This is a genomic window from Devosia sp. (assembly GCF_028290435.1).
In the GTDB taxonomy this organism is placed as follows: Bacteria; Pseudomonadota; Alphaproteobacteria; order Rhizobiales; family Devosiaceae; genus Devosia.
In genome coordinates this window covers 1-3,945 of the sequence record NZ_JAQGJV010000075.1, presented here as the reverse complement: position 1 = coordinate 3,945, position 3,945 = coordinate 1, and the positions used below count along the sequence as shown (strand labels likewise).

The window sequence follows — 3,945 nt, the reverse complement described above, 5'->3', positions numbered from 1 at the left end:
CTTTTCCGTCGATGATTTGAGCTGTCATGGCCACCTCTGCGGCGGCTATTTCACAACGCGGCGCGTATCTCAACCCCCGCGATGAACAGCCCGGCCTTGACCGCCCTGGCGATCGCCACCGCATCGGGGGTATCGCCGTGGATGCAGAGCGAGCGAGCCCGGGTTTTGACCAGGCCGCCGTCGACCGCGATGATTTCGCCGTCCTTGGCGAGCCGCACGGCGCGTTCGGCGATTGCCGTCTTGTCGTGCAGCACCGCGCCCGGCATCTGCCGCGAGACGAGCAGGCCGCCCGGCTGGTAGGCGCGGTCGGCGTAGGCTTCGCGGATCACCCGGAACCCCAGTGCCTCGGCCACTTCGGCCTGGGCGGAATTGTCGATGGCAAGGATCGCCATGTCCTTAACCAGACCTTCGACCGCCGCGAAACAGACCGCCGCGATCGACGGCTCCTCGGCCGCCATATTGGCGAGCGCGCCGTGCAGTTTTACATAGCGGACCGGCGCGCCCTCCGCTTCGCCAAGCTCGACGAGTGTGCGCACCTGCGCGCGGATCGTCGCATCGAGGTTTTCGGGCGACAGCAGCATGCGCGTGCGGCCGAAATTCTCGCGGTCGGGGAAGCTCGGATGCGCGCCGACCACCACCCCGTTCGCCTTGGCCGCCCGCAGCGCCACCCGCATCGATGCCTCGTCGCCGGCATGGCCGCCGCAGGCGATGTTGGCGGACGAAACGATCGTCAGCATCGCGTCGTCGTCGCCGACGCCTTCGCCGAGGTCCGCATTGAGATCGATCGTGGTCATCTGGCGTGCTCCAGCGTCACCGTCCGAAAGCGCACCGCCGTGCCCGGACGCAACTGCGCGAAGCGATCAAGATCGGCGCCGACGATGGTCGCGATGCGCGGGTAGCCGCCGATCGGCTGGTGGTCGCGCATCAACACGATCGGCGTGCCGTCGCCGAGAATCTGGATATCGCCGGGAAGGACGGCATCGGACACCAGCGATAGAATCGCGCTGTCAGTAAAGACGCCCGCTGGGTCCTCCAGACGAACACCCATGCGATCCAGCCGCGAGGAAATTCTGAACGGCGTCGAGACGAAACGGTCCCGCGCTGTCGGGAAAAGATCGGCATGAAGTCCCCAGATGACGCGGATCGGTCCTTCCGCAACGGGGGCCGAGGCGGACGCCAGCTCCGGCGCGTATCCATCGATCAGGCCGATACGGTCACTGGCAACGAGCGCCCTGCCCTCCAGCCCGCCAAGCCGGGCGCGGCTATTGGTGGCGATGCTGCCCATAACGGCAGGCACATCGATGCGGCCGTCAAACCGCAGATAGCCATAATTGCCATTCGCGCCCGGACTGACCGAGATGGTGTCGTCGGCGTCCAGCGCTAGTGTTCCCGGCCATGCAACGGGCTTGCCATTGTGCCTCACGGTAAAGGCGCCGCCGGCAAAGCCCATCACGCATGGACCGGTTTCCACGTCGAAATCCAGACCGGCCGTTGTGATCTCAATTGCCCCCGGCGGCGCCACGGCAAGACGCCCCGCCAGATTATAAGCCGCTTGATCCATCGGCCCCGAGGCGCTGATGCCATGCGCCAGCATGCCAAAGCGCCCGGCATCCTGGATCGTCGTCAGCGGCCCAACGCGCCTGATAAGCAAGCTGGCGCTCATGACGCGGGCACAAATCTTATCGTGTCGCCAGCCCGCATCTGAGTTGGCGGGGTCGCCCGGGGATCAAAATTGCGGAATGTGGTGCTGCCAATCACATGCCAGCCGGTGGGAATCGCTGTGGCCGCGATGGCGGTTTGTCCGGCCGCGAATAGCACGCTTCCCGCCGGAACTGCGGCGCGCACTTCGGCGCGGCGCGGCAAGTGCAGTTCAGGGGGGTGGAACCCGCAATAGACGAATCCCGGTGCGAACCCGGTGGCAAGGACCCGCAGTGCCGACGCGTTATGCGCACCCGTGAAAGCTGCTGGCGTCAACTGCAGCAACGCCGCTACGGCGTCGAAGTCGGGGCCGGCTTCACCGCCAAACGTGACAGCAATGGTGTGGTGACTCGCAGGCGGCAGCGTCGCGTTATCGCCCGCATAGAGCCGCAAGCGCAATTCACCGCTCAACTGTTCCAGCTGCACCATGCGAGGATCGTAGCGCAGCAACACCGATACTAGATTGGGAACAGTCTCCACGATTCCGGCCAGCGGCAATTCGGCCAGACTTCTCGCAAAGGCGATGGCCGCGCGGTTGGCCGCCCCAGAGAGCGTGGCGCCGAACCGCACCAGCAAGGCCCCATCACCCAGCGGCATGATCGTCGGCTGCATCGGCGCAGTGTCGTTGGTCGTGAAGATCATTGGACTGCCCCGCTCGGCATCTGTGGGGCGCTGCAAGAGCACAGCGACACAAGCTGCACGGCGATCACCGTGTCCGCAATTTCCGCCCCGGCTGCGGACCTATTGCCACCGCAGCCGAGGGTTCACCACGCGTCAACCCGGCCTAATTGGGGTCTTTGCCATCCTGTTCGACGACGGCGTCGAACAACTGCCTGGCTTGCCCGGCGCCGATCGCCTCGATGGCGACAGCGGCAATGGCAGCGAACAGCTCTGCGATTTCCTGGGGATCGGTGATTTCTGCGTCATCATCGGCGTCGGCGTTAATCAGAGTGAACAAGTTGCGCCTCCTAACTGCCTGGGAGACGATTTAGCAATTCGCTCTGACGGGTCGGATGAAGAGGCCGACAGAGTAGAATTCCCAAACAGTCTCCTACACCCACAGTGTGCTGCGATTCTTGTTACAGAACAAATAATGGAATGTTCTGTTCCATCAAACTGAGGCGATTGCGCCACACGTCAGCAAGGCTTACTCTTCGCCCGCGTCCTCATCGCCATACATCTTTTCCAGATACGCCTCGACATCGTTTAGCGTCGCGGTGAACGGCAATGGGCTATCGCCAAAGATCACCTTGAAGCTTTCGTCGTCGCGGATGGCGTGGCCGCCCTTACCCATTTTTGATGTCAGCTTCTCGGCCGTCAGGATGGTCAGCCCATGCCGCCCGGCCAGCCGGCGCATGCGTCGCATTCTGGAAACGTCGAAATCGCGTCTGCTCACGGCAAGGTCCTGGGGCGAAGGATTGGAAGCGCAGACCTAACAACCAATGGGCCCGGCTTCAAGGCCGCAGGAGCGGGCATTGCCGCTCCTGCCCCGCCCTGTGGTCCGATTAGTTCATCGTCACGCCATTGACGAGCAGTTTGGTGGCCTCGAGCGTCACCGAAATGGCGGGCACTGCCAAAATGGAATTGGTGGCCGAGAACGAACTGACTTTGGCATCCGTCAGCTCATAGACCAGCTCGCTCTGCTTGCCATCAGGATTGGTCACGCTGGTGGTGACCTTGACGTTGCGCAGTTCCTTGCTGTCCGGATTGCTTTGTGTGGACCACGCCAGAAAGGCAGCATCCACCGGGGTGATCGTGGTCAGCGACAGAGACAGGCTGGTGGAGGCAGGTACGTCGTCATAGGCGGGGTTTGACGACAGGTAGACCGACACGTCGGTGACCTGGTAATTCGTTGCGGTGCCGTCGGCTGCCGTCACCACGACCGTGGACGGCGCCAGAGTTTCGGCTTCCTGCGCCGCAACGGCGACAGGCGCCATCAGCACCAGACCAATTGCGAAAAAGGCAGTGCTCTGCTTGGCGGAAAAAATGCGGTCTAACATGGTCGTTTGCTCCCTAAGTGCCTGCCGACATGTGTCTTTAGGCCGATGGGAGTCAAGCCACTTTCAGGCTTCAGCAGAAATGGCGGGCAGGGAGGGATTCGAACCCCCGGAACGCTTTCACGTTCGCCGGTTTTCAAGACCGGAGCAATCAACCGCTCTGCCACCTGCCCAGCGCGTCTCGTTTAGCCACTTGGCCCGAAGCTGTCCAGAGGCGCCCGCAGGCGCCCCTGGAGTTCGCATCAGGGGA

Annotated in this window: 6 protein-coding genes and 1 tRNA gene; all 7 read right to left on the bottom strand. The window is 63.2% G+C overall.

Annotated elements, in window-relative coordinates; genetic code table 11:
• Positions 1 to 50 precede the first annotated feature (50 nt).
• The 7 genes from JWP26_RS16915 to JWP26_RS16885 all read right to left on the bottom strand — a co-directional run bounded on the left by JWP26_RS16915 (position 51) and on the right by JWP26_RS16885 (position 3,868).
• Positions 51 to 794, bottom strand: coding sequence for a LamB/YcsF family protein (locus tag JWP26_RS16915; protein WP_299730384.1), 744 nt, complete (start codon positions 792 to 794; stop codon positions 51 to 53).
• Complete coding sequence (locus tag JWP26_RS16910; RefSeq protein WP_299730381.1) at positions 791 to 1,651, bottom strand: biotin-dependent carboxyltransferase family protein; 861 nt, start codon at positions 1,649 to 1,651, stop codon at positions 791 to 793. The genes JWP26_RS16915 and JWP26_RS16910 overlap by 4 nt, the downstream gene beginning before the upstream one ends.
• An 8-nt stretch (positions 1,652 to 1,659) precedes the next feature.
• Positions 1,660 to 2,310 carry a carboxyltransferase domain-containing protein gene (locus tag JWP26_RS16905; RefSeq protein ID WP_299730378.1) on the bottom strand — a complete coding sequence of 217 codons (651 nt, stop codon included), beginning with the start codon at positions 2,308 to 2,310 and terminating at the stop codon, positions 1,660 to 1,662.
• A 172-nt stretch (positions 2,311 to 2,482) separates the two neighbouring features.
• Entirely contained in the window at positions 2,483 to 2,656 is a 174-nt protein-coding gene (locus JWP26_RS16900) for a hypothetical protein (protein WP_299730375.1), read from the bottom strand.
• A gap of 189 nt (positions 2,657 to 2,845) precedes the next feature.
• A complete protein-coding gene (locus tag JWP26_RS16895; protein ID WP_299730372.1) occupies positions 2,846 to 3,094 on the bottom strand; it encodes a hypothetical protein in 249 nt (82 codons plus the stop codon).
• A 109-nt stretch (positions 3,095 to 3,203) separates the two neighbouring features.
• Positions 3,204 to 3,698, bottom strand: coding sequence for a hypothetical protein (locus JWP26_RS16890; RefSeq protein ID WP_299730369.1), 495 nt, complete (start codon positions 3,696 to 3,698; stop codon positions 3,204 to 3,206).
• Positions 3,699 to 3,778: 80 nt separating this feature from the next.
• Positions 3,779 to 3,868: transfer RNA gene (locus tag JWP26_RS16885), tRNA-Ser, on the bottom strand.
• Positions 3,869 to 3,945 lie beyond the last annotated feature (77 nt).